This is a genomic window from Parapedobacter brassicae (assembly GCF_051400755.1).
In the GTDB taxonomy this organism is placed as follows: Bacteria; Bacteroidota; Bacteroidia; order Sphingobacteriales; family Sphingobacteriaceae; genus Parapedobacter.
Genome location: NZ_JBLFFL010000001.1, coordinates 229,033 through 252,672 on the forward strand (window position 1 = coordinate 229,033; position 23,640 = coordinate 252,672).

The 23,640-nt window shown below is 52.2% G+C and carries 20 protein-coding genes; 11 read left to right on the forward strand and 9 right to left on the reverse strand.

Annotated features, from left to right (window positions below; genetic code table 11):
- Window positions 1-3: 3 nt before the first annotated feature.
- Window positions 4-1,173, reverse strand: coding sequence for a glycoside hydrolase 5 family protein (locus ACMGDE_RS01030; protein ID WP_436830887.1), 1,170 nt, complete (start codon window positions 1,171-1,173; stop codon window positions 4-6).
- 519 nt (window positions 1,174-1,692) lie between these two features.
- Here ACMGDE_RS01030 and ACMGDE_RS01035 point away from each other — a divergent pair.
- Complete coding sequence (locus ACMGDE_RS01035; protein ID WP_436830888.1) at window positions 1,693-4,824, forward strand: ligand-binding sensor domain-containing protein; 3,132 nt, start codon at window positions 1,693-1,695, stop codon at window positions 4,822-4,824.
- A gap of 4 nt (window positions 4,825-4,828) precedes the next feature.
- Window positions 4,829-5,614: a response regulator transcription factor gene (locus tag ACMGDE_RS01040; RefSeq protein ID WP_436830889.1), complete on the forward strand. Its 786-nt coding sequence runs from the start codon at window positions 4,829-4,831 to the stop codon at window positions 5,612-5,614.
- Between the two features lies 1 nt (window position 5,615).
- On the opposite strand, the gene ACMGDE_RS01045 is transcribed toward ACMGDE_RS01040, so the two are convergent.
- Entirely contained in the window at window positions 5,616-7,112 is a 1,497-nt protein-coding gene (locus ACMGDE_RS01045) for a sulfatase (RefSeq protein ID WP_436830890.1), read from the reverse strand.
- Entirely contained in the window at window positions 7,112-8,962 is a 1,851-nt protein-coding gene (locus tag ACMGDE_RS01050; protein WP_436830891.1) for a glycoside hydrolase family 2 protein, read from the reverse strand. Before ACMGDE_RS01050 ends, ACMGDE_RS01045 begins: the two co-directional genes overlap by 1 nt.
- A gap of 246 nt (window positions 8,963-9,208) precedes the next feature.
- On the opposite strand from ACMGDE_RS01050, the gene ACMGDE_RS01055 reads away from it, so the two are divergent.
- The 3 genes from ACMGDE_RS01055 to ACMGDE_RS01065 all read left to right on the forward strand — a co-directional run bounded on the left by ACMGDE_RS01055 (window position 9,209) and on the right by ACMGDE_RS01065 (window position 11,942).
- Complete coding sequence (locus ACMGDE_RS01055) at window positions 9,209-9,484, forward strand: hypothetical protein (RefSeq protein ID WP_436830892.1); 276 nt, start codon at window positions 9,209-9,211, stop codon at window positions 9,482-9,484.
- Window positions 9,485-9,630: 146 nt separating this feature from the next.
- Window positions 9,631-11,259, forward strand: coding sequence for a SulP family inorganic anion transporter (locus tag ACMGDE_RS01060; protein WP_436830893.1), 1,629 nt, complete (start codon window positions 9,631-9,633; stop codon window positions 11,257-11,259).
- 20 nt (window positions 11,260-11,279) lie between these two features.
- Window positions 11,280-11,942 (forward strand): carbonic anhydrase, encoded by a 663-nt coding sequence (locus ACMGDE_RS01065; RefSeq protein WP_436830894.1) that lies wholly within the window; start codon window positions 11,280-11,282, stop codon window positions 11,940-11,942.
- A gap of 53 nt (window positions 11,943-11,995) precedes the next feature.
- Here ACMGDE_RS01065 and pruA read toward each other — a convergent pair whose 3' ends face one another.
- The gene (gene pruA, locus ACMGDE_RS01070; RefSeq protein WP_436830895.1) at window positions 11,996-13,630 is read right to left on the reverse strand and encodes an L-glutamate gamma-semialdehyde dehydrogenase; all 1,635 of its coding nucleotides are present in this window, start codon (window positions 13,628-13,630) and stop codon (window positions 11,996-11,998) included.
- Window positions 13,631-13,805: 175 nt separating this feature from the next.
- Here pruA and ACMGDE_RS01075 point away from each other — a divergent pair, with 175 nt between their 5' ends.
- Together ACMGDE_RS01075 and ACMGDE_RS01080 are read left to right on the forward strand one after the other, a co-directional pair.
- Window positions 13,806-15,215, forward strand: coding sequence for a glycoside hydrolase family 140 protein (locus tag ACMGDE_RS01075; protein ID WP_436830896.1), 1,410 nt, complete (start codon window positions 13,806-13,808; stop codon window positions 15,213-15,215).
- An 11-nt stretch (window positions 15,216-15,226) separates the two neighbouring features.
- The gene (locus ACMGDE_RS01080) at window positions 15,227-15,673 is read left to right on the forward strand and encodes a DinB family protein (RefSeq protein WP_436830897.1); all 447 of its coding nucleotides are present in this window, start codon (window positions 15,227-15,229) and stop codon (window positions 15,671-15,673) included.
- A 16-nt stretch (window positions 15,674-15,689) separates the two neighbouring features.
- Here the strand turns inward: ACMGDE_RS01080 and msrA are convergent, their stop codons facing one another.
- From msrA to ACMGDE_RS01105, 5 genes are all read right to left on the reverse strand, one after another.
- Window positions 15,690-16,355, reverse strand: a complete 666-nt coding sequence (gene msrA / locus ACMGDE_RS01085) for a peptide-methionine (S)-S-oxide reductase MsrA (RefSeq protein ID WP_436830898.1) — start codon at window positions 16,353-16,355, stop codon at window positions 15,690-15,692.
- A gap of 55 nt (window positions 16,356-16,410) precedes the next feature.
- Window positions 16,411-17,409 carry a zinc-binding dehydrogenase gene (locus ACMGDE_RS01090; RefSeq protein ID WP_436830899.1) on the reverse strand — a complete coding sequence of 333 codons (999 nt, stop codon included), beginning with the start codon at window positions 17,407-17,409 and terminating at the stop codon, window positions 16,411-16,413.
- 132 nt (window positions 17,410-17,541) lie between these two features.
- The gene (locus tag ACMGDE_RS01095) at window positions 17,542-18,150 is read right to left on the reverse strand and encodes a superoxide dismutase (protein ID WP_436830900.1); all 609 of its coding nucleotides are present in this window, start codon (window positions 18,148-18,150) and stop codon (window positions 17,542-17,544) included.
- A 169-nt stretch (window positions 18,151-18,319) separates the two neighbouring features.
- Window positions 18,320-18,793 carry a nucleoside deaminase gene (locus ACMGDE_RS01100; RefSeq protein WP_436830901.1) on the reverse strand — a complete coding sequence of 158 codons (474 nt, stop codon included), beginning with the start codon at window positions 18,791-18,793 and terminating at the stop codon, window positions 18,320-18,322.
- A 26-nt stretch (window positions 18,794-18,819) separates the two neighbouring features.
- Window positions 18,820-19,035: a CsbD family protein gene (locus ACMGDE_RS01105; protein ID WP_436830902.1), complete on the reverse strand. Its 216-nt coding sequence runs from the start codon at window positions 19,033-19,035 to the stop codon at window positions 18,820-18,822.
- Window positions 19,036-19,227: 192 nt separating this feature from the next.
- Here ACMGDE_RS01105 and ACMGDE_RS01110 point away from each other — a divergent pair, with 192 nt between their 5' ends.
- From ACMGDE_RS01110 to ACMGDE_RS01125, 4 genes are all read left to right on the forward strand, one after another.
- Window positions 19,228-19,824 (forward strand): porin family protein, encoded by a 597-nt coding sequence (locus ACMGDE_RS01110; protein WP_436830903.1) that lies wholly within the window; start codon window positions 19,228-19,230, stop codon window positions 19,822-19,824.
- A 173-nt stretch (window positions 19,825-19,997) separates the two neighbouring features.
- Complete coding sequence (locus ACMGDE_RS01115) at window positions 19,998-20,771, forward strand: succinate dehydrogenase cytochrome b subunit (protein ID WP_436830904.1); 774 nt, start codon at window positions 19,998-20,000, stop codon at window positions 20,769-20,771.
- A 57-nt stretch (window positions 20,772-20,828) separates the two neighbouring features.
- Window positions 20,829-22,760, forward strand: coding sequence for a fumarate reductase/succinate dehydrogenase flavoprotein subunit (locus tag ACMGDE_RS01120; RefSeq protein WP_436830905.1), 1,932 nt, complete (start codon window positions 20,829-20,831; stop codon window positions 22,758-22,760).
- A 20-nt stretch (window positions 22,761-22,780) separates the two neighbouring features.
- Window positions 22,781-23,551, forward strand: coding sequence for a succinate dehydrogenase/fumarate reductase iron-sulfur subunit (locus tag ACMGDE_RS01125; protein WP_436830906.1), 771 nt, complete (start codon window positions 22,781-22,783; stop codon window positions 23,549-23,551).
- Window positions 23,552-23,640 lie beyond the last annotated feature (89 nt).

Below are 23,640 nucleotides of genomic sequence, written 5' to 3' on the forward strand. Positions count from 1 at the left end.
GCGTTATCGTTGGTTACTTGTGCTATTTATTCCGTCCCGTAAATGTCTTATCAAGTCCACCTCATCCTGTTTGTAGGGGGTGCCATCGCCCCTGAAAATATCGTGGAACCACAGTGGCGGTTCAGCCGTGTAGGTTTTGGTCCAGCTGTCCCAGGGATAAATGGTTTGCGTTTTACCGTCAACAAACCCCCAGTTGAACATGGCCACCTGATGCTTCTTGGCGACGGGGAGAAAGCCCGCGAACGTACTGCCGTTTGGCCGTGCCATGTATTCGGTGCACAACAGCGGCTTGCCATACCGCTGAAGCTGCTGTATCCGCTGCTCGAAATCCGCCGGTGTATCATAATTGTGGAAACTGATGACGTCCGACTGCTCGATCTGCAACCGCTCAATCGGTTTCAAGGTACTATCAGCCGACCAATTGCCTGCCCAGACGCCGGAAGTAAGCGGCTGTGTCGGGTTGGCCGAGCGTGCCCATTCGAATGTTTGCGCCAACAGGGGCACTACGTAGGCCACCTTGTCCTTGATCTCTACGGCCTCATAAGATGGTCCGGTCATGTTATCCGGTTCATTCCACACGTCCCACCCGAGGATGCGGTCGTCATCGGCAAACCGGCCTACCAGTGCCTTGACATACCGTTCGAGCCGGGGATACTGTGTGCTGTCTTTCAAGGCCTCTTGGCCCGGGCTTTGCACCCACCCGGAATTATGTACGTGAGGCTTGGGAGCGCGCTGTTTGCCCAACGCAGGAAAAGGGTCCCAGCAGGAGTCAAAGATGACCAATAGGGGCTTGATGCCGTGTTTGGCCGAAATGGTCAAAAAAGAGTCTATGCGGCTGAAAAAGCCAAGTGAATCCTGCTCATACAGCAAATCATGGAGGTAGACCCGCACCGTATTCATACCCAAGTCAGCCGCCCACCCGAGTTCCTTATCGATCGTCTGCGGATCAAAGGTATCCGCCTGCCACATCTCCAACTGGTTGATGGCCGTGGCTGGGATATAATTGGACCCCACCAGCCATCCCTGCTTTTCATACCAGGCATCGGCCGTTGATGCGGTCCACACGGTCCGGCTTTGGCTTTCAGTGTCTTGTTGTGTGTGTTTCTGATGGCGCCCGCATCCTGTAAACAAACAGGTATATAGCGCTACGGCTAATAAAGGAGTTCTGAGCATTCGCATAGCGATTTTAATGTTTATCGTTGGTTTTCAAAATGGGTGATATATGACCATCCCGCACACAAAGGACGGTAATGCGTGCCAAACGATGTCACCATTTTGTTTCAATTTTTCCTTATTTTGTCTCATCAAAATCACTTAGTTTCGCCATGCCATCCGTTTCTTTTTACCGCGACATATTTCACGCCGCATCCACCGAATACCCGCATCGAAATGCATTCGGGATAGAAGCGCTACTGCTCCGAGACTCCTCCAAGACTGCTTCGCCATACTGGCGGGGTCCAGTCGGCGTGCGTCCACGATGAAAGCACGTTTTATGCGGCAAAACGTGGACTCAACGTGGAGTTACCGTGCCTGCACGGTGCCAGCATACCGCAGGAGTCTCGAAGCACTGTCGGATGAGTGGTACACGAGGTACAAACAGTATAGCGGGAACATACAATTTTCCTGTTATCTTTGGCTTGACCGGAGGGGACCTTTACAGTGAGACTGACTTGGATATACCTGATAGCATGTTTGACCGCATTTGGCCATGCGCACGGGCAACCCTATTATTTCACGCATTACCAAGTGGAAAACGGTCTGTCAAACAATGCGGTGCTCTGTAGTGTGCAGGATGAACTGGGATTCATGTGGTTCGGCACCAAGGATGGCCTGAACCGCTTCGATGGCTATTCGTTCAAGGTGTTCCACAGCGACCCGAATACACCCAACGGGCTGGGCAGCAACTATATCCGGGCGCTGCATACAGACAAAACCGGGCGCATATGGGTGGGCACCGACCAAGGCATCTTCCTCTTCGATCCGAAAACGGAGTGCTTCTCGCTATTTCACCCGATGATCGTCAACGAAATAATCGATATGCAAGCCGACCGGGCTGGTGATGTGTGGTTTATCGATAACCTTACCCTGTACCGATATTCCTTCGCCGATGACCGGTTGACCCCCATCACCCAGCCGTCGCAACATGCCGTCAGTTCATTTTGGGTAGCCGGGTCGGGGGAGATCTGGGCCGGCACCAGCCAAGGCGACCTGCTGCATTACCATCCGGCCAAGGGATTGATCGGTCAATATCCCCTGTTTGACCATTCGCCCAAGGTAACCTCGCAATGGATAGAACGGATATACGGCACCGGCGGAAATCACCTCTTCGTAGGCACGACCAAACAGGGCGTAAAACTGTTCGATACCCATACCGGCAGGTACGAAGATTTATTGGCCCGTGATGCAAGCGGAGCGGATGTCTTTGTACGGGATATCGTCGAAAATCAAGCAGGTGAATACTGGTTTGCCACGGAATCGGGCATCTTCATCTACCACCACGGCAGCGGATATCATACAAACCTCAGAAAGCAGCGCGGCGACCCCTGGGCGCTGTCGGACAATGCCGTATATACCCTTTGCAAGGATAAAGAAGGAGGGATCTGGGCGGGTACCTATTTCGGCGGGATAAACCACTATGCGGTGGGCAATACCTTTTTTGAAAAGTTTTTCCCGCTGGATGGATTGGGTGACACGAATACGATTTCGGGAAACGCCGTGAGGGAGATCTGCGCGGATCGAAAAGGCAACCTCTGGATCGGTACGGAAGATGACGGATTGAACAAATTGGAGGTGGCTACCGGCCGGGTGACGAACTACCGGCCCACGGGCGACCCGCAGGGCCTGGCTTATTCCAATATCCATGGGTTGCTGGTGACGGGGGATACGCTGTGGGTGGGGACATTCGAGCACGGACTGGACTTGCTGGACGTGAACACCGGTAAGGTCATCCGGCACTACGCTGCCGAAAATCAAGATGGGGCATTGCAAAACAATTTTATTTTCAATATCTATCAAACCCGCAAGGGACGGATTTTACTGGCCACCGGAAAGGGACTGTATGAATATGAACGACTGAACCGGCGGTTTCGCCTGATCCCTGAACTTCCGGATTATATCTTCTATACCACGTTATTTGAGGATAGCGAGGGAAGGATCTGGGCGGGCACCTGGCGCGATGGCCTGTATTGCTTCGACCCCAAATCGGGTGAAACAAGGTTGTTTGCTCACGATGTTCAGGAACCGAACAGCATCGGCAGTAATCGGGTAAACCGGATCATCGAGGATAGCGGCGGCCATATCTGGGTGGCCACGGAAGGCGGATTGTGCAAATGGAATGCATCGGACAATCGCTTTGTTCGATATGGCACGGCACACGGGCTGCCGAGCAATTTGATCCTAGCCATGCTGGAGGATGCCGAGGGGAAGCTGTGGGTAACCACTTCTAAGGGACTGGTACGCTTTGATGCCGCAACCGGGGAAATCAAAGTATTTACGAAGGCAAACGGATTGCTCAGCGACCAGTTCAATTACAATTCGGCCTACCGGGCGCCGGACGGTACGCTGTACTTCGGCAGCGTGAGGGGGTTGATCCGGTTCAACCCCGCCAACTACCGGGAAAACACCTACCAACCGCCGGTATACATCACGGGGTTGCAGGTCTACAACCGTGAGCTGGAAATCAACCAAACGGGATCGCCCCTTACCCGAGCGATCACGTTTACGGACCAACTGGAGCTCAACCACAATCAATCGTCTTTCAGCATCGATTTTGCGGCGTTGAGCTTCGTATCGCCCGGTATGACGGAATATGCCTATAAGATGGAGGGACTGGATAAGGCGTGGACGCATATCCGCACCAACCGGAAGGCTTACTTCACCGAATTGCCGCCGGGAGATTACCTATTCAGGGTAAACGTAGCAGACAGTAAGGGCGGATTCAAAGGCAAAGAGACCCAGCTGCGCATTACCATATTACCCCCTTTTTGGGCGAGCCTGCCAGCTTACGGCTTCTACCTGCTACTGGTACTCGGCGCCACGTGGTATGCCATCCGGAGCTACCATCGCCGGACCCACGAACGAAACAAGCGGAAGCTGGAACTGATCCGGCACCGGAAGGAGGAAGAACTTTACCGGGCAAAGATTGATTTTTTTACCAATGTGACACATGAGATCCGCACGCCGCTCACCCTCATCAAAGCCCCTTTGGAAAAGGTGCTGAAAAAGGCAGACGAGCTGCCCAGCGTAAAACAGCACCTGCAAACCATGGAACGCAATACCGAACGGTTACTGGAGCTGACCGACCAGCTGCTTGACTTCCGGAAAACGGAGGTGACGGGCTATCGGCTGACCTTTACCCCCATCAACATCCATGAACTGCTCCGTGAAAATTGCGCGGGTTTCAAATTGCTGGCCGCGCAGAAAAACATCCGCCTTCGGCTGACGCTGCCAAAAGCGCCCCGCATCGCTGCGGTGGACAAAGAGGCGGTGACGCAGATCATCGGAAATTTGCTGGGCAATGGACTCAAATACGCCGAACGCAGCATTGACGTGTCCCTGCTGGAAGGTACGCCGACGGACGTGCTATTGACGATCGTGGTCAAGAATGACGGCTACCTCATTCCCATGGACATGGGTGAAAAGATCTTCGAGACATTTGTGCGGCTGAAAGCTACCAACGACCAACAGGGAACCGGACTGGGACTGGCGCTCGCCCGTTCGCTCGCACAGCTCCACAATGGCAACCTTCATTTGGCGCCTTCAGAAAACGGGTTGAATGTATTCGTATTGACGCTGCCCCTAATGCAACAACGCGCATCAAAATGATTGTATGAACACGGATTTATCAACAGAAAAACCCGCTATATTGGTGGTGGATGACCACCTGGAGATACTCGAATTTATTGCTGACGACCTGAGTGAAGACTATCACGTATTGAAGGCCGAAAACGGGCGGCAAGCGCTCGCGATCTTGGCGGACCATCCGGTGCAGCTGATCGTCAGCGATGTGATGATGCCGGAAATGGATGGATATGAACTCTGCCGCCGTATTAAATCGGATGTGGAGCATAGCCACATCCCCATCATTTTGCTGACGGCCAAAAACACGCTGCAATCGAAAATCGAGGGACTGGAACAGGGTGCGGACGCGTATATCGAAAAGCCCTTCTCGCCGGAACATCTGCATGCGCAGGTGCACAGCTTATTATCCAATCGAAATAAGATCCGGGAATACTTCGCGAGTTCGCCCCTTGCGCACATCAAAACCATGGCCCATACCAAAGCAGACGAGCACTTCCTGGAACAACTGAACGAGGTCATTGGCTGTCACATGGCCAATGCAAGCTTCGATGTGGAACACCTGGCTGAAAAAGTGAACATGAGCCGGCCGACCTTATACCGGAAAATCAAGGCGATATCCAACCTCACGCCCAACGACCTGATCAACATCGCGCGCCTGAAAAAGGCCGCCGAACTGCTCAGCAAAGGGGGGTATAAAATCTATGAAGTGTCTGATCGGGTGGGTTACAGCTCCCAGACGCATTTCGGCCGAAATTTCCAAAAGCAGTTTGGCATGTCGCCAAGCGAATACCTAGCGCAGCACAAGCCGCAATAAGTCATTGCCTCCGCTTGCTTTCCGGTCGGGGCGGCAGGGGGGCTGGGTGTCCAGCCAATAGGGTTTGTAGCATATTGACGACCTCCGGTAAATCATTGGCGCGATTCTGCTCTTCGATCGCGCCCTCGGCATAGTCATACAACTCAACCTCCGGCACCCCAGTGCCATCTACGGCTTTCCATTCGACCAGCCGGTAACGATCAGTGCGTATTGCCCTGCCCAAGCGCCCGCCTCTCGGAAAACTGTGATACACATGATTCCGCAACACCGTATCGGGGTTGTTCAATACCGGCACCATGCTGATGCCGTCGATGGGCTGTTCGACCCGCGGCTGCGGAAGTCCCGCTAACGCCGCCAGGGTCGGATAAATGTCGACCGTTTCGGTCAGCTGCCGGGTGCGCGTGCCGCCGGTGACCTGCGGAGCCGCAATAATCAACGGAATCCGATTAGCCAGTTCGTAGTTGACATGCTTCGTCCACATGCCCATTTCGCCCAATAAATACCCGTGGTCGCCCCACAGCACCACGATGGTCCGCTCGTCAAGACCGAGGGATGCCAATTCATCCAGTACCTTGCCGATTTGGGCATCCACATAGCTCACCCCGGCATAGTATCCATGGATCAATTGGCGGGTCAGGCTATCCGGGAGCAACTCGGCTGCGGGCTCCGCCGGAATGGGCGCGTACTGATTGAGCTCCTCCTTGTTTTTTACCGCGTAGGGAGGCGCACCTGCCGGTTTATCGGTCACCGACGGCAAGGGCAGTTTTTCAGCATCATATAAATCCCAATACTTCCGAGGTACCGAAAAGGGTAAATGGGGCCGGGCGAAGCCCACGGCCAAAAAGAAAGGCTGATCGGCTGCCGCTTTGAATGCCCGGAGCCGTTCGACCGCCCTATTGGCTACCCGCCCATCCGCGTAGGCATCGTCGGACACCGCGGGCGACTCCCAGGCTGCTCCGCGCGCGAGCGCGCGGGCTGCCTGCCAGGTGTAGTTTGAAAACAGGGCTTCTTCGCGGGTAAATTTGCCGTGTGTACTTGCCGAATCCCGGTATTCGATGACCCGATCGGCATGATGGGGTACGCTCCACGAAAGGCTATCGTTGTACGTGTTATGACCGATGTGGAAGACCTTTCCCATCGATTCGGCATGATAGCCATGCTGCTTGAAATACTGAGGTAAGGTGACCGCTTCGGGATAGAAATCCCGAAAGTTCCGGCCGAAGTCATATATACCGGTAGACGTTGACCGGCTGCCCAATAAGAGGTTATAGCGGGATGGCGCACAGACCGCTTGGTTTGCATAGGCACGCTCAAACAGCAAGCCCGATGCTGCAAGCCGATCAATGTTGGGCGTGATCGCCATCGAATCGCCGTAACACCCCAGCGCCGGCCGAAGATCATCAACGAGGATCACCAACACATTTGGCTTTTCCTGACGCTGCTGCGCTGTGGCGCAGATCGACGCCGCCATTGCAAGCCATAAAACGATATATATCATCAATCTATCCGGATATCATACAGGCGCTGATGCAACCCGTTCAATTCCGTTTCCGGCATTTTGACCACCTTGCGGTCATAGGTCATCAGCCCATTGGTTTCCACTTCGACGTCGGTTGTCTGCGTATACACCGCAGCCGATAGCCCCAGGGGTATCAAGCGGGCCAAATCATCCACCAGTCCCTGGTAACGGCGCTTCAGCTCCTCGGCATTCTTGAAGCTCTGATAGCCCCAATTATCTTTGTTTTGCCAGGTATGCCCTTCAACAGGCAAACCCAAGCCACCGAACTCGCCGAGCACCAATATTCGCTTATCGCCGAACAATTCGGGACGTGGCATGACCGCATCCGGATAGTTATGAATATCGAAGATATGTCCGGTCGGGAAGAAGTTGCCCCCGCTGGCGCTGTTTACCAAGCGTGAGGGGTCGTATTTCATCGTCCACTCCGTGATCTCCGTAGTTTTGAACTGTCCCCAGGCTTCATTGAACGGCACCCATACGACAATGCTGGGGAAATTATGCAGCGCGTCCATAATGGCTTTCCATTCCTTGCGGTAGATGGCTTCCGACTCGGGACTGCGATCTTTGTCGTGCTGTTTGCCGGACGTGATCCCCGGCCGCATATCCCAGTGATTATCACCCAGGTCTCCGCTGGGCATATCCTGCCATACCAACACGCCGATGCTGTCGCAATAGTAATACCAACGGGCGGGCTCGACCTTGATGTGCTTGCGGATCATGTTGAAGCCCATGGCCTTGGTTTTCTCCACATCGAAGCGCAAGGCTTCATCCGTAGGTGCCGTATACAGTCCATCCGGCCACCACCCTTGATCAAGCGGGCCGTATTGGAAGGTAAATTCATTGTTGAGCAGCATCCGTTGGATTCCTTTGACATCTGCACCCATGGATATTTTGCGCATGGCGAAATAGGAAGTGATCTCGTCGATGACCTTGCCATTGCGTACGATAGCGGCTTTGAGATCGTATAAAAACGGAGCCGACGGCGACCACAATTGGGGGTTATCGATCTTCAGGGCGATGGCTGTGCCCACGGCGGTCGTTTCTTCAGCAATTTTCTCCTGTCCTTTCCACGCGGAGATACGGAGCTGGTCACCTGCTTTGGCACCCTCCACGGCGGCCTGCACCGACAGCGTATTGTTATCGATATTGGGTGTGTGCTTGGTGGATACGATGTGTGTTTCGGATACCCCCTCCAGCCAGACAGTCTGCCAGATACCGGTCACCGGTGTGTACCAAATCCCATGCGGATTGACCACTTGCTTGCCATTCGGTTGTGGTCCCTCATCGGTGGGATCCCACACCCCTACAACGATCTCCTGTTTAGCACCTTTGGCTAGGTGCGGCGTAATATCGATGGAAAAGGGGTCGAAGCCCCCTTCGTGTGATCCCGCCAGCTGGCCGTTGACATAGACGTCGCACTTCCAGTCCACCGCCCCGAAATGAAGGAGCACCCGTTGTTTGCGCAGGTTCTTATCAACGGCAATGGTCTTTCGGTACCATAGCGAACTATCTTGGCCCACCGTCTTGCCGACACCTGAGAGCGATGATTCCACCGGGTAGGGGACCAGTAACTGTCCATCGTAGTTGACTGGCGGTTTTCCCAGTTTTCCGGGCGAGATGGCATATTCCCACAAACCATTAAGATTTTGCCAATCTTCGCGAACCAGCTGCGGACGCGGATAGTCGGGAAGCGGATTGGTTGCATCTATTTTTTCCGACCACGGTGATTTGATTTTGTCCCCGACAGGCTGCCAGGTGGTTGCTTGCTGGGCGGTCAGGTAGCCCGTTTGCAAAACAGATAAGCATACTAAAATGAACCGGTGTTTCATCGTTTCTTCAGAAGTGTTTAACGTTTATAGTGACCGACAAAGTAACAGATAAATAGTTGGTTTTCAATATCAGTTTATTAACAAAATGTTATTTTATTGCATTTTCTGTAACAATCTTGACCCATTCTTGCAATTACACGTGCTTTTTTTCATATTTTTGCATCGGCTGAATAGTTATTAGGCATGTCTACTAAGATAAAAAGGAAACTATACGCAAAGTTATTTTTTGCCATCTTTTTTGCAAAGATGTTCATCGCTACTGCGCCTATTTTCCTCCATGGTTTTGACCGCGAAGCGTTATTGCAGGTAGTCATGCAGCTTGAAATCGAAAATAACAACGGAAAATCAGGCCTTGGTGACCAAGTCAAGGACATTTTTGGAAACGACTACCCCAAGTCAATCGCTTATTTTAATTTTCAGCCACCGACCGATTTCACCGTTCACCCCGTTTTCGTTTTGGATGATGCCCATCATACCTGCGCATTTTATCCGGCGGTGCCTACCCCCCCTCCCAATTGCTGATATCATAACCGTTCGTCAATCCATTTATCGGCTCATTCAGCCCTGGTGTTGAACGCAGTTTGTCCAAACCGACGTTACGGTCGTCGGTGTGTGCTGCGCCCAAGGACCGATGATTCAGTATGAATGCACATTAATATGATATCAGTATGTTTGGTACACGAGTATCCGCGATTTTGAAGTTATCAAAGCGGGATTTGAAATATGATTTACCGGCAAGTGTGGTCGTTTTCCTGGTAGCCCTGCCCTTATGTTTAGGCATTGCAATGGCTTCGGGAGCCCCCCTTTTCGCCGGATTATTAACAGGAATTATCGGAGGCCTGGTCGTGGCCTCCTTCAGTGGCTCACAATTGAGCGTAAGCGGTCCGGCCGCAGGACTTACAGTCATCGTCTTTGGCGCGATTGAGCGGTTGGGCGCGTACGAGACGTTCTTATTGGCCGTGGTGATCGCGGGTATAATCCAAGTTGCGCTGGGCGTTATCCGCGCCGGCATGATCGGCAACTATTTTCCTTCTGCCGTGATCATCGGCATGTTGGCAGCCATCGGGATTACCATCATCCTCAAGCAGCTGCCTCATGCGGTGGGGTATGACTCCTCGTTCTTCGGAGAGGAAAGCTTTGTGCAGGCCGACAATGAAAACACATTTTCAGCATTACAGAAAGCTTTTGGGGCCATCAATTATGGCGCATTCATCATTTGCGCCGTTTCATTAGCGATATTGATCCTGTGGCCCAGGTTTAAGAAATTGAGCATCGTGCCGGCGCCATTGGTCGTAGTCGTAATGGGGGTATTGATCAGCCAGTCATTGATTGGGAGCAACTTAGCACTTGGACAGAATCACTTGGTGGTCATCCCGGTTGTCAGCTCGTTCAATGAGTTTCTCGGATTGTTTACCTTTCCTGACTTCACCCAGATTATCAACAAAGATGTCTGGATAATGGCTATCACCATTGCGGTGATCGCTAGTTTGGAAACGTTGCTCAGTCTGGAGGCCGTCGACAAAATCGATCCATTTAAACGCGTTTCGCCGACCAACCGGGAATTGCTTGCACAAGGAATTGGCAACATGAGTTCAGGGTTACTTGGCGGCCTGCCCATGACGGCTGTGATCGTGCGGTCATCTGCGAACGTAAACGCCGGCGGGAGATCGAGACAAAGTGCAATGTTGCACGGCATATGGCTGTTATTGGCGGTCATCCTCATCCCTACCGTCATCAACTTGATCCCATTGGCCAGCTTAGCGGCCATCCTCCTCCATACGGGGTATAAATTGGCCAAGGGCGAGATTTTCAAGCAAATGTGGCATAAGGGACTAGACCAGTTCATCCCGTTCATGGTGACGATCGTTGCCGTCGTCTTTACCGATCTGCTTACCGGTGTCGGGGTGGGACTATTGGTCGCCATGTTTTACATCCTCCGGAACAACCTTTTCAATGCCTTTGAATATGACATTGAAGAAAATGAGGATGGTGCCAAAATAACATTTACCTTAGCAGAAGAAGTGACGTTTCTCAACAAAGCGGCCATACAGAAAGCCTTGTACAGCTTACCAAGGCGCATCAGCGATGTCATCATTGATGGATCTCAAAGCCGTTTTATTGATAAAGATGTGATCGAGGTGATCAAAGACTTTGAGCAGAATGCGGCCAGCAAGGGAAAAACCGTGGAACTGGTGGGCATCGTCAACAAAAAAAACGTGCCCAATATCAAGCGTTTTGCGCAAACCATTTTAAAAAATGATTCACTGAAAAAGAAAGCTATCAAACAACCGTTATAATTGTTTAAAAAAATAAACCCATGTATAAAAAGCATTTGGAGAACCCCCTATTAAAAGCAGGATTTGAAAAAATACTGGAAGGCAACAGAACATGGATGAAATTGGTCGCCGAAGACACCACTGGCAGATTCCAGCAATTGGCACATGGACAGCATCCTGAAATCCTGTGGATCGGCTGCGCCGACAGCCGAGTACCGGCCAACCAGCTTACCAATACCTTACCTGGAGAAGTATTTGTACACCGCAACATTGCCAACGTATGTGTGCATTCGGACATGAACATGCTCAGCGTACTGGACTATGCGGTGAATGTGTTGAAGGTAAAACACGTGATCGTGGCTGGGCACTATGGATGCGGCGGTGTGGCAGCGGCGCTTAGCGGCAAGCAATTCGGACTCATCGACAATTGGCTCGGCCACATTAAAGATGTATACCGTCTCCACAGCGAGGAGATCGATGCCATCGAAGACGAAAAACAGAAAGTCAACCGGCTCATTGAGCTGAATGTGGCCGAACAGGTCTCTAACCTGTGTGCCACATCGATCGTCCAGAATGCATGGAAAGAACGAGACGACCTGGCTGTGCACGGTGTTGTCATCGACATCGTCACGGGACAGATCATCGACCTTGCCATCACCTTTACGGGTTCGGAAGGACTGGGTAAAGTCTTTGCATTCCGTTAAAGACGGAGATATAAAAACAAGAACGGGTGGCCGCTTGGCCACCCGTTCTTGTTTTACTCCTGTTCCAAAAACGGATACCGGTAATCCGATGGCGGATCGAACGTCTCCTTGATGGTACGTGGCGATACCCAACGCAGCAGGTTGATCATCGAACCCGCCTTGTCGTTGGTGCCCGACCCCCGTGCGCCTCCGAAAGGCTGCTGGCCCACCACCGCCCCCGTACACTTATCGTTGATGTAGAAATTGCCAGCGGCATGTCGCAACACGTGCGTTGCCTGGCTGATGGCATAGCGGTCTTGGGCGATCACCGCACCCGTAAGCGCATAAATGGATGTACGATCGATTACCCCGAGTATTTCCTCCCACTGATCATCTTCGTACACATACACCGTCAATACCGGTCCGAAAAGCTCCTCACACATCGTCACGTAATCCGACCGCTTGGCCAGGATGACCGTCGGGTGGATGTAGTACCCTTCGCGCTTGTCGTATGTACCCCCTGCGATGATCTCGGCGTCTGGATCTTGTTTCGCCGCATCAATGTATTTTGCCAGCTTATCAAAGGATTTTTCGTCGATCACGGCATTGACGAAATTGCTGAAATCCTCGGTGGGACCGATCTTAAATGACGCAATATCTTTAACCATCAGTGCCTTCAGCTCCGGCCACAGCGACCTGGGGATATACACTCTGGAAGCGGCGGAGCATTTTTGCCCCTGATATTCGAATGCTCCCCGTACGATAGCGGTATTGGCGGCCGACACATCAGCCGAGGCGTGTACCAAGATAAAATCCTTGCCGCCCGTCTCACCCACGATGCGGGGATAGGAACGATAGCGATGGATATTCGCTCCGATGGTCTTCCAGATGTTCTGAAAAACGGCCGTCGACCCCGTGAAATGGATACCTGCGAAATCCGGATGCTTGAAAATCACGTCCCCCGCTTCGGGGCCATCCACATAAACCAGGTTAATCACCCCAGCCGGCACGCCTGCTTCACGGAATACCTCCATGAGCACGTTTGCCGAGAAAATCTGTGTATTGGCGGGTTTCCAAACCACCACATTGCCCATCATCGCGGCAGACGTCGGCAGATTGCCCGCGATAGCCGTAAAATTGAACGGCGTAAGCGCAAACACAAACCCTTCCAGCGGCCGCTGCTCTACCCGATTCCACATACCCCTTGGTGACACCGGTGGCTGCTGAGCATAGATTTCGCTCATGTATTGGACATTGAAGCGCAGGAAGTCCACGATTTCGCATGCCGAATCGATTTCTGCCTGGTAGGCATTTTTCGACTGCCCCAGCATGGTCGCTGCATTCAGCTTATACCGGTATGGTCCGGCGATCAGGTCAGCCGCCTTCAAAAATATGGCCGCACGCTGTTCCCATGGCAGGTCCTCCCACGCCGCTTTTGCCTCCAAAGCCGCCGCTATGGCAGCTTCGACGTGGCTTTTGTCGCCGTAATGGTAATGTCCGAGCACGTGCTGATGGCGATGTGGTGGGTGTATGGATACCTTACGATCGGTACGCACCTCCTTGCCGCCGATATACATCGGTATGTCTGCTTGCTCGGCAAGCGCAGCCTGCAGCGCTTGCTGCAACCGACTTCTTTCTTTGCTGCCAACCCCATATGATAATACTGGCTCGTTCACCGGTGCTGGAACGTTGAAAAATCCTTTTAACATGGTATCTATCCTTTAATATGAAGCTGCAAAGGTACCAAAAACGGTCCACCTGTCAAAGCGGCTCCGGCTGGGCGTCGCCGATGAACCTCCGTGAGGGCCTGCAGCAGCGCCAGGGCAGCACGGACCTACGAACATTGATACTTATCGTTATATTTGCTTAGACAAAACAAAACCAATGAAATGCCGGACACTGATATTATTGGGCCTTTTCTCCATTAGTCTCGCCTATGGACAGCGCCACTGGCAGCACGGGCGTGTGGGGGCGACGCCCAATGGACGTGACCTACAATACGAAGACGGGACACCCTTCTTCTGGCTGGGGGACACGGCATGGGAACTCTTCCACCGGCTTACCAAGGAAGAGATCAAACAATACCTCGACAACCGCAAAGCCAAAGGATTCAATGTCATCCAGGCCGTCGTACTGGCAGAATTTGACGGCCTGCGGCGGCCTAATCAATACGGCCATATTCCGCTGGCAGACCTAGACCCGAAAAAACCGAACGAGGCCTATTTTGACCTGGTGGACTATACGGTGCAATTGGCTCATGAACGGCAGTTATTCATCGGGTTGCTTCCCACCTGGGGCGACAAGGTAACGCGTATGTGGGGTACCGGCCCGGAAATTTTCAATCCGGACAATGCGTATCACTACGGCAAGTGGCTGGGCAGCCGCTACAAAGACCAAGAAAACATCATCTGGATCTTGGGTGGTGACCGGCCGGCTATGCAGGATGCGACAGATGCCCGTCCGATCTGGCGTGCCATGGCCAAGGGCATCCTTGAAACAACGGCCGGGAAGGCGCTGCTCACCTACCATATTTCCGGCGGCGAGCGCTCTACTTCGCAACAGATCCACCAGGAACCTTGGCTGCATATCAACATGATGCAATCCGGCCACGGTTCAGGACACGACGTGCCCGTATGGGAATGGATTGCCCGCGACCGGAACATGACCCCTACGAAACCCACCCTGGACGCAGAGCCGAACTACGAAGATCACCCCGTCAATCCCTGGCCAACGTGGGACCCCAAAAATGGGTACTTCAATGATTATGATGTGCGCAAGCAAACCTACCGATCGGTTTTTGCGGGGGGGTGCGGTGTCACCTATGGCCACCATAGCATCTGGCAATTCTGGAGTGCACGAGAGGAGAAGATCAATCATGCCGATCGGTATTGGACCGAAGCACTCGATCGCCCCGGTGCGTTTCAGGTCGGTTACCTCAGACAACTCATTGAATCGCGCCCCTTCCTCGATCGTATGCCGGATCAGGGTCTCATTGCCGGTGGACAAGGGGAACTGGGGGCATACAGTTGCGCATTCAGAGACCGCATCGGGAGTTACCTGATGGTGTACATGCCCGTTGGCAAAACCATGACGATAAACACGTCGGCCATCGGGGCGGATCGCATCAGGGCATGGTGGTTCAATCCGGCCACGGCTGAAACCACGGCCATCGGCACATTCGACAACCCGGGGAAGCTTGAGGTGACCACCCCGACACAGGGCTTCGGCCACGATTGGGTACTGATCGTGGATAACCCGGCTTACCGATACCGTATTCCGAGATTCAACCAGTGATTTATACCAACATGACGAACGCGTTTTTCGAAGAATTGTTTACCTATAGCCGCTACTGCAACCAGCGGTTGGCCGCGGTGCTCATGGAACCGTCCACGGCCGTTGACCAAAAATCAATAAGCTTGTTCAGCCACATCCTGAACGCTCACCAAATCTGGAACAGCAGGATCCAGCAGCAACCCAGTACGCATGGGGTGTGGGAAATCCGCCCGCTGGGTGAATGGGCCGAAATCGACCTGCGCAATTACGACCAGACGCTGGGCATCCTGAAAACCTGTGTACTGACCGATCCTGTCGCCTACACCACGAGCAATGGCCAACCCTTCACCAATACGGTTGGCGATATCCTATTCCATATCATCAACCATTCTACCTATCACCGGGGACAGCTGGCACTCCTATTCAGGCAACAAGGGTTGGAGCCCCTGCTGACGGATTACATCTTTTACAAACGGTAAGCTTTTTTTTGGACGTTTATTTCTTCAACCGTTCGGCAAACACTTTTTTAAACTTTTCCAGTTTAGGCACGATGACGTACTGACAGTATGCCTGCTCCGGATTGAGGTTGAAGTAATTTTGGTGATCGTCTTCTGCGACATAAAACGCGTTATAGGGCTCGAGCGTGGTCACAATAGGTTGATCATACACCTTTTCATCGGTGAGCCGCCGGATGTAATATTCGGCTTTCTGCCGTTCTTCATCGTTGTGATAAAAAATCGCCGACCGGTATTGTGTGCCGATATCGGCGCCCTGCCGGTTGAGCTGCGTGGGATCGTGCGACGTGAAAAATGCTTCGAGCAACTCGTCATAGGTAATGGCTTCCGGCTGATAGATCACGTTGATCGCCTCGGCATGGCCGGTCCGCCCCGTGGATACCTGTTTATAGGTGGGATTAGCTACCGTACCGCCGATGTAACCCGAGATCACGGTATCGACGCCCGCCAATTGCTGGAATTGGGCTTCGGTACACCAAAAGCACCCGCCGGCGAAGGTGGCCGTGTCGACCAGCGCGGTGGACGCTCCGCTGCGTGGGAGCGTATCGGACTGTGGGCGTGTGTCAGACTGCGCGGTATGCGAATCAGTGGTTTGCATGCATGCACCATTCAACATGGCAACAATCACGATCAATAATAACCTCATTTGCGGTATTCCTCTATACAAAAATACGAAACCTTTTTCTATTTGGCGGCATGGTTTACCCAACCGTCAATACGACCTTGCCGAACTGTGTCGACGTTCTCATTTTTTGAAGGGCCACTTCTGCATCTTCCAGCGGGTATACGCTGTCAATGATGGGTTTGATGCCATGATTCGTTACAAAAACCAGCATATTCTCTGCATCGGCGGGTGACCCCATGGTGGTGCCCAACAAGGAAAGCTGCTTCCAAAAGATCTTGCGCCCGTTGAGTGGAGGCAGATTACCGGCGGTGCCACCGAAAAAGACGATCCGTCCACCGGGATTTGCCAAGTCGGGGTAATGAACAAACCCTTCTCCCAACGCACTATCGATAATGACATCGAAGCCCGCGGCCCGCTCCGTTAACTGCTGTGCCCAATTGTCGTCCGTGTACAGCACCCCGCCGGTTGCCCCCAGTGCCACGGCCTGTTCGATCTTGGACTGGCTGCTTGACGTGACGTATACCTCCGCACCTGCGTGTACGGCAAACTGCAGCACAAATGTAGCCACCCCCCCGCCTATACCGGCCACCAACACCTGCTCTCCCGGCTGCAATGCCGCCCGGCTAAAGAGTGCCCGATAGGCGGTAATGCCGCCGAGCGGCAGGGCCGCGGCTTCTTCGAACGACAGATGCCGGGGTTTTTCATACAGGTTTGCTACCGGCACGCGTACATACGCTGCAAATGTACCATCCTGGGGTAGTCCGAGGATATGAAACGCCTGCTGCTGTACGGCCTGCCGATTGCCCCAATTGATGGATGGGTTGATGATCACTTCTTTGCCCACCCACTCGCGGCTGGTACTTTCGCCTACACGGTCGACGATACCTGCTCCGTCCGAACCCAGTATGATGGGGAATTTCAATCCGGCATACTGCCCCTGCTGTATCCACCAGTCGCGCCGGTTCAACGCCGCCGCCTTGATGCGCACCAATGCTTCGCCCGTTGCCAATTCCGGTAGGGGCACTTCTTTCATGACCAGCTGCTGTTTGATTCCTTCAAGGACAATGGCTTTCATCGTTTGAGATTTGAGACATCAGACTTTAGACATGAGACTTTAGACATCAGACTCTTTGGACTTCTGGATTAAAAAATAGCGGCTCATATCTGAAATATGGCCGCTATTGTTACTTTTTTTACTTTTTACTTTTTACTTCGCGTCTGCATAGCGCTTGGCCACGGCATTCCAATCAATGACATTGAAAATTGCTTCCAAATATCCGGGGCGTTTATTTTGATACTTCAAGTAATAGGCATGTTCCCATACGTCGATTCCCAATATGGGCGTTCCTTTCACTTCCGCGATATCGAATAAGGGGTTATCTTGGTTCGGCGTGGATGTCACCTGCAACTTGCCCGATGCGTCAACAATGAGCCAAGCCCAACCCGAACCAAAGCGCGTAGCGCCTGCTTCCTGCAATTTTTTCTTCAACTCATCAAATGATCCGAACGCCTCATCGACAGCAGCCGCCAAATCACCCGATGGCGTACCCCCGCCATTTGCTGACAGGACTGTCCAAAACAACGAATGGTTGAAATGTCCGCCTCCGTTGTTGCGCACCGCCGGGGGATATTTCGAAATGTTTTGGCATATTTCTTCGATGGTCGAGGTTTCCGCATCAGTGCCTGCAATGGCTTTGTTGAGGTTGTCCACGTAAGCCTGGTGATGCTTCCCATGGTGAATTTCCATGGTTTCCTGATCGATATGGGGTTCCAATGCATCGGTGGCGTAAGGTAACGCCGGTAATTCAAAAGCCATAATCTATATTATTTAATGAAAAATGAGTTATAAAGTACTTGGACAAACTTAGCTAAAGTTGTACGTAAATGCAACTTTTATCGAGCGCTCACCAGTTACAGAAACGATCATGCTGGCCTAATATAACGATTACAAAGGCTATTTTGTTTGGCGCAATCGATCGACCGGTTTACTTGGTCCTTTTATTACGAAAAAATGACGTGATTAGCGCTGCACATTCGCTTTCCAACACACCGCTGATGACGGTCGTCCGGGGGTGCAGTACGGCTTTGCCAAAGGAGGAAAACCCCCGCTTGTCATCCCGTGCTCCAAAGACGATACGGCTGATCTGGGTCCAGTAGGCGGCGCCTGCACACATCAGGCAGGGTTCGATGGTGACGTACAGCGTGCAATCTTGCAGGTATTTGCCGCCGATGTAATTGGCCGCCGCCGTGAACGCCTGCATCTCGGCATGTGCTGTCACGTCATTCAACCGTTCGGTGAGGTTATATCCGCGCCCGATGATCCTACCCTTGGAAACGATCACCGCGCCAATAGGCACCTCATCCTGCTCCAGCGCTTCCTGTGCCTCCTTTAGCGCTTCTTTCATGTAAACCTCATCAGAGACGGCATCCCCCGCGTCTTCAAAGTTGATGTATCTCATTTAAATTAATTTAGCGCTTTGGGCGCTTATACCCGGTTGCTATCGAGGTCAGCCAACCCCTTCTTCAGTGTAAACAGGATGTAATCGCGGTTGCGCTTGACGCGGCTGGCCAGCCGGCCGATCAATTCATCTTCGCCGCCTTCCCTGAACGCCAAGTCTTCGTCTGAAAGGTGATTGTATTTTCGCCTTAATTTCATTTTCAGGGCTTCCCACTCCCGGAGTGTTATCTTGATGTCTGCCATATCATGTGATTTCCGCCAAACTTAGGCAAACCTGCCCTTTTTTGCAAGTTGTGCAGCCACTCACCCGCCACCTAAAACCAATAGGGGTGTCCTTTGTTTTAACAAAATTTATGATATTATCCTCAATTTCGGCTTGAATTTTGTGGAAAAGCTTGATACCTTATATTATACGACATGAAAAAAATTAACATTATGAAAAAGTATTTTATCATTGCTTTCCTGGTAGCGGCAACCTCTTTGGGTGCCAACGCCCAATTGCTGCCCAGCCTCCAATTCGGTGTGAAGGCGGGTCTCAACTTTTCTAACCTAAGGTCTGAAGACGGCGGTTGGCTGGACGCCAGCACCCGTACGGGTTACCAAGCCGGTGTATGGGCCCGGATCGGCGGCGCAGGTGTGCATTTTCAACCGGAACTGTATTTGACTGGTAAAAGCTCGGAAGCTAAATTAGTCGACACCGACGAAGAAGGCAAAGTGACCTTCACGTCGCTGGATTTACCCTTGTTGCTCGGTACCCGTATCGGCTTAGGGCCTGCCGGTCTCCGTATCCACGCCGGACCGGTTGTTTCGTTCGTGGTAGACAAAAACATCGGCGAATCCCTGCAACAGGTGACCGAATTCAGCGAATATAAAAACCAAGCGTTCGCGGTGACCGGTGGCCTCGGGCTTGACATCAGCAATTTCCGCGCGGATGTGCGTTATGAACACGGATTGAGCGAATTGAGCAAAAATGACAGTGCTCCGCAAAAAGTCAATCTGTGGACGGTTGGAATCGGCTATCGCCTGTTCTAACAACCGATAAAGAACTCATATAATCAGCGCCATGCTTTTCCATCAGCATGGCGTTTTTTTATAGCCAGTCCAAAAACTTAGAACAGTTCTAAATTAAGGATTTTATTTGTTTGTTTTCACCGGTATTAAATCTATTGGTAGATTTGCTTACCAAATTAAAATACGCGAGGAGAATGACTAAGTCGAAACATCTGCTTTCTTCATCATTGGGGAAGAAGCTGATCATGAGTTTAACAGGGCTGTTTTTATGTTCGTTTCTAATTATCCACCTGATCGGCAACCTGCAATTATTTTATCATGACCAGGGCAAGGCTTTTAATGATTATGCCCATTTCATGACCCACTTTACGCCCATTAAGGTCATCTCCTATTTACTCTATGCTTCGATTGTCATCCATGCCATTTATGCGTTGCTATTGACCCTTCATAACCGCAGAGCCCGCCCTGCAAGCTATGCGGTATTCCGGGGGTCGGAAAATAGCGCGTGGAGTTCACGCAACATGGGCCTGCTCGGTACGGTGCTGCTCGTGTTTATCGTGACGCACATGAGTAATTTTTGGTGGAAATACCACAACGACGGCGTGCCTTATGTGGAATACCGCACCGACCTGGCCACACAAGAAACGACCGTGACCGAATTAATCGGCGACGAATACACGGACTACGTCAAATATGTTGATAATGATGTAGAAGTCCTCAAGGCAAAGGACCTGTACAAACAGGTGCAGTTTACCTTTAAAAACTGGATGTTGGTCGCGTTCTATGTCATCGCTATGGCGGCCCTGTCTTTCCACCTCATCCATGGGTTCAAGAGCGCCTTCCAGACGCTGGGTTTCGACCACAAAAAATATGCGCCCGTTATCCGGTTTTTCGGTATTTGGTTATTCGGCGTAGCCATTCCCCTCGGGTTTGCGGCCATGCCCGTCTATTTTTACTTTTTCAATTAAGCTATTGACGATGCCGCGGCTTTGCGGCGCATCATGATATATTAGCGTTTATTTAATATGTTAGATTCGAAAGTACCAGCAGGGCCGTTGGCCGAAAAGTGGTCTAAACATAAGTTTAACCTCAAATTGGTGAACCCCGCCAATAAGCGGAAATATACCATCATTGTGGTGGGCACCGGATTGGCCGGATCGTCGGCTGCCGCCTCGCTTGCCGAACTGGGTTATAATGTCAAGGCATTTTGCTACCAAGATAGCCCCAGGCGGGCACACTCCATCGCCGCCCAGGGTGGCATCAACGCCGCAAAGAATTATCAAAATGACGGGGACAGTGTGTATCGGTTATTCTACGACACCATCAAAGGGGGCGATTACCGTGCCCGGGAAGCCAATGTATACCGCTTGGCCGAGGTATCGGTGAACATCATTGACCAATGTGTCGCCCAGGGCGTGCCTTTTGCCCGCGAATACGGCGGGCTGCTTGACAACCGCTCATTTGGCGGCGCCCAGGTCTCGCGTACGTTTTATGCCCGCGGGCAAACGGGACAACAATTGCTATTGGGTGCTTACTCTGCATTGAATCGCCAGATCAACACCGGAAAGGTAACGATGTACAACCGGCATGAGATGCTGGATGTGGTCACCATCGATGGTCACGCCCGCGGCATCATTGCCCGGAATATGGTGACAGGCGCCATTGAAGCGCACGAAGGCCACGCTGTGTTGCTTTGTACAGGCGGTTACGGCAATGTCTTTTTCCTGTCTACCAATGCCATGGGCTGTAATGTGACTGCCGCATGGCGTGCACATAAACGGGGGGCGTTCTTCGCCAATCCGTGCTATACGCAAATCCACCCTACCTGCATCCCCGTGACAGGCGACCACCAATCCAAATTGACGCTCATGTCCGAATCCTTGCGTAACGACGGACGGGTATGGGTACCGAAAACGGTGGAACTCGCACAGAAACTCCGGAAAGGGGAACTAAAAATATCCGACATCAAGGAAGAAGACCGCGATTATTACCTGGAACGCAAATATCCCTCATTCGGTAATTTGGTGCCCCGCGATGTAGCTTCACGGAATGCTAAGGAGGTCGTAGACGAAGGCCGGGGCGTAGGTGCCTCGGGTATCGCGGTGTACCTCGATTTCGAAGAGGCGATCAAGCGGCTGGGTGAAGATGCGGTACGGGCCAAATACGGTAATCTTTTTGACATGTATTACCAGATCACTGACGAAAACCCGTATAAACAACCCATGCGCATCTATCCGGCCGTGCATTATACCATGGGCGGCTTGTGGGTAGACTATAATCTGATGACAAGCGTACCGGGATTGTATGCATTGGGCGAATGTAATTTTTCTGATCACGGCGCCAATCGGTTAGGTGCATCGGCATTGATGCAGGGACTTGCCGATGGGTATTTTGTGATACCCTACACCGTAGGTGATTACCTGGCAGGACTGGGTTTTGATCCGGTAGACAAAAATCACCCTAACTTTGAACGGACGCGCAAAGAGGTGGAAGACAATGTGCATAAACTGCTCGCACTCAAAGGCAGCAAAACGGTAGATGACATACACAAAAAGCTCGGCCACATCATGTGGGAGTACTGTGGCATGGCGCGCAATGAAGCAGGCCTCACCAAGGCCAAGGGACTCATCCAAGAGCTGCGCCGGGAGTTTTGGAGTGATGTGACCGTGCTGGGTGAAAATGAAGAAATGAACCAATCCCTTGAAAAAGCCGGTCGTGTGGCAGACTTCCTGGAACTGGGTGAACTGATGGTGGATGATGCACTTCAACGCCGCGAATCCTGCGGAGGGCACTTCCGTGAGGAAAGCCAAACCGAAGAAGGCGAAGCCAAACGTGACGATGAGCATTTTCGCTATGTGGCTGCCTGGGAATACACGGGTGAAAACCAGCCAGAGGTGCTTCATCAAGAATCATTGGAGTTTGAGAACGTTAAATTGACACAACGAAGCTATAAGTAATTTTAGCAAATCATATCATCATGAGTGGAAACATGAACCTGACGCTGAAAGTGTGGCGTCAAAAGAATGATAAAACGAGGGGTAAATTTGTGACCTACCAAGCCGATGGCATATCGCCCGACATGTCTTTTTTGGAGATGCTGGACGTGGTCAACGAAGGCCTGGTACGGAAGGGTGAAGACCCCATCCACTTTGACCACGACTGCCGGGAGGGCATCTGTGGCATGTGCTCTTTGCACATCAATGGAAGACCTCACGGACCGAAACAAGGCACGACCACTTGCCAATTGCACATGCGTAGTTTCCATGATGGGCAGACGATCGTCATCGAACCCTGGCGGGCTGCGGCATTCCCGGTGATCAAGGATTTGGCGGTAGACCGGTCTGCGTTTGACCGCATACAACAGGCGGGCGGGTATGTCAACGTGAATACCGGCGGCGTGCCAGACGCCAACGGCATCCCGATCCCGAAAGTAATAGCCGATGAGGCCTTTGAATCGGCTACGTGTATCGGCTGCGGCGCCTGCGTGGCGGCATGTAAAAATGCGTCGGCCATGTTGTTCGTTTCGGCCAAAATCTCGCAATACGCATTATTGCCGCAAGGGCAGACCGAGCGTTATAGCCGTGCGCAGGCCATGGTAGCCCAGATGGATGCAGAAGGTTTCGGCAGCTGTACCAATACGGGCGCCTGCGAAGCCGAATGCCCGGTAGGCATTAAGCTGACCAACATTGCGCGCATGAATCGCGAATACTTTACCGCCAAACTTTTCAAGGAAGAAGCAACGCACTAGCACCTGAAGGTTGCCGTTTGCTGTCACGCTATGATATTTCGCCTATGTTAATGCATGGGGTTATCATGGATTTTCTTACTTTTACATGG

Excerpts from the sequence above, each read along its gene's own strand:
- ACMGDE_RS01030 (WP_436830887.1), bottom strand. The coding sequence starts at position 1,173 with ATGCTCAGAACTCCTTTATTAGCCGTAGCGCTATATACCTGTTTGTTT.
- ACMGDE_RS01040 (WP_436830889.1), top strand. The coding sequence starts at position 4,829 with ATGAACACGGATTTATCAACAGAAAAACCCGCTATATTGGTGGTGGAT.
- ACMGDE_RS01045 (WP_436830890.1), bottom strand. The coding sequence starts at position 7,112 with ATGATATATATCGTTTTATGGCTTGCAATGGCGGCGTCGATCTGCGCC.
- ACMGDE_RS01050 (WP_436830891.1), bottom strand. The coding sequence starts at position 8,962 with ATGAAACACCGGTTCATTTTAGTATGCTTATCTGTTTTGCAAACGGGC.
- ACMGDE_RS01055 (WP_436830892.1), top strand. The coding sequence starts at position 9,209 with ATGTTCATCGCTACTGCGCCTATTTTCCTCCATGGTTTTGACCGCGAA.
- ACMGDE_RS01060 (WP_436830893.1), top strand. The coding sequence starts at position 9,631 with ATGTTTGGTACACGAGTATCCGCGATTTTGAAGTTATCAAAGCGGGAT.
- ACMGDE_RS01065 (WP_436830894.1), top strand. The coding sequence starts at position 11,280 with ATGTATAAAAAGCATTTGGAGAACCCCCTATTAAAAGCAGGATTTGAA.
- pruA (WP_436830895.1), bottom strand. The coding sequence starts at position 13,630 with ATGTTAAAAGGATTTTTCAACGTTCCAGCACCGGTGAACGAGCCAGTA.
- ACMGDE_RS01075 (WP_436830896.1), top strand. The coding sequence starts at position 13,806 with ATGAAATGCCGGACACTGATATTATTGGGCCTTTTCTCCATTAGTCTC.
- ACMGDE_RS01080 (WP_436830897.1), top strand. The coding sequence starts at position 15,227 with ATGACGAACGCGTTTTTCGAAGAATTGTTTACCTATAGCCGCTACTGC.
- msrA (WP_436830898.1), bottom strand. The coding sequence starts at position 16,355 with ATGAGGTTATTATTGATCGTGATTGTTGCCATGTTGAATGGTGCATGC.
- ACMGDE_RS01090 (WP_436830899.1), bottom strand. The coding sequence starts at position 17,409 with ATGAAAGCCATTGTCCTTGAAGGAATCAAACAGCAGCTGGTCATGAAA.
- ACMGDE_RS01095 (WP_436830900.1), bottom strand. The coding sequence starts at position 18,150 with ATGGCTTTTGAATTACCGGCGTTACCTTACGCCACCGATGCATTGGAA.
- ACMGDE_RS01100 (WP_436830901.1), bottom strand. The coding sequence starts at position 18,793 with ATGAGATACATCAACTTTGAAGACGCGGGGGATGCCGTCTCTGATGAG.
- ACMGDE_RS01105 (WP_436830902.1), bottom strand. The coding sequence starts at position 19,035 with ATGGCAGACATCAAGATAACACTCCGGGAGTGGGAAGCCCTGAAAATG.
- ACMGDE_RS01110 (WP_436830903.1), top strand. The coding sequence starts at position 19,228 with ATGAAAAAGTATTTTATCATTGCTTTCCTGGTAGCGGCAACCTCTTTG.
- ACMGDE_RS01115 (WP_436830904.1), top strand. The coding sequence starts at position 19,998 with ATGACTAAGTCGAAACATCTGCTTTCTTCATCATTGGGGAAGAAGCTG.
- ACMGDE_RS01120 (WP_436830905.1), top strand. The coding sequence starts at position 20,829 with ATGTTAGATTCGAAAGTACCAGCAGGGCCGTTGGCCGAAAAGTGGTCT.
- ACMGDE_RS01125 (WP_436830906.1), top strand. The coding sequence starts at position 22,781 with ATGAGTGGAAACATGAACCTGACGCTGAAAGTGTGGCGTCAAAAGAAT.